The sequence below is a fragment of the Mycobacterium sp. E3247 genome, from assembly GCF_001667785.1.
Taxonomy (GTDB): Bacteria; Actinomycetota; Actinomycetes; order Mycobacteriales; family Mycobacteriaceae; genus Mycobacterium.
The window spans coordinates 1-749 of sequence record NZ_LZJG01000502.1; the positions used below are offsets into that span (position 1 = coordinate 1).

Below are 749 nucleotides of genomic sequence, written 5' to 3' on the forward strand. Positions count from 1 at the left end.
AGCGCGTAGACGGCCTCGATGATGCCGTTGCGGTCGGCCCGGTGCGCGAGCTCGCCCCGGCGGTAGGCATCGTCGACGACGCCCTCGATGATCCCGCGAAACACCTGGAATTCGGCCGCGAGCCGCGAATCGCGGGTGACGGCGCCCTCGGCGCGGATCACCCACTCGAAGGCGGCCAGATCGGGATACTCGCGCATGAGCCGGCCCGATTCGTCGAGCACCGCCTCGATCCGGTCGACGGCGGTCCCCGGGCGCGCGGCGGCCGCGCGCAGCCGCGGCAACGCGACGTCGGTCCGCGCCGCTATCGCGGCGTTGATCAGCTCCGCCTTGTTCGGAAAGTAGTTGTAGAGGCTGGCGCTGGTGACGTTCGCGGCCCGGGCGATCTCGCGAATCGTGGTGCGCGAATAGCCATTCTCGGCCACACATCGCATCGCGGCGGTGATGATGCGGGCCCGGGTCTGCTCACCGTCGGCACCCACCGGCCGACCCAATTGCGGCGGCGTGACGCTCATGCGGCGGGAAGCCCGCCGCAGCTCCGTCCATCACGCACTACGCACCTCCGCGGCGAAGCCGGAACTAATCGATCACTCGATTATATTCGACCGTGTCGGGGACCGGGAGCCGGCGGACGGGACGCGCGAGTGAGGACAGCATGGTGACGCGGGCGCAACGGGGACGTCCGGTCGGCGCCAGCGGCGAGGAGACGCGGCAGCGGATCGTCGTTGCCACCATGCGCTGCGTGGCCGAAT

Annotated in this window: 1 protein-coding gene and 1 pseudogene; one reads left to right on the forward strand and one right to left on the reverse strand. The window is 70.2% G+C overall.

Annotated elements, in window-relative coordinates:
• A partial coding sequence (locus tag A9X04_RS25345) for a TetR/AcrR family transcriptional regulator (RefSeq protein WP_067926721.1) occupies positions 1–512 on the reverse strand: 512 nt, incomplete at its 3' end.
• A gap of 143 nt (positions 513–655) precedes the next feature.
• On the opposite strand from A9X04_RS25345, the pseudogene A9X04_RS31770 reads away from it, so the two are divergent.
• Positions 656–749: pseudogene (locus A9X04_RS31770) on the forward strand (TetR/AcrR family transcriptional regulator); the annotation flags it as partial.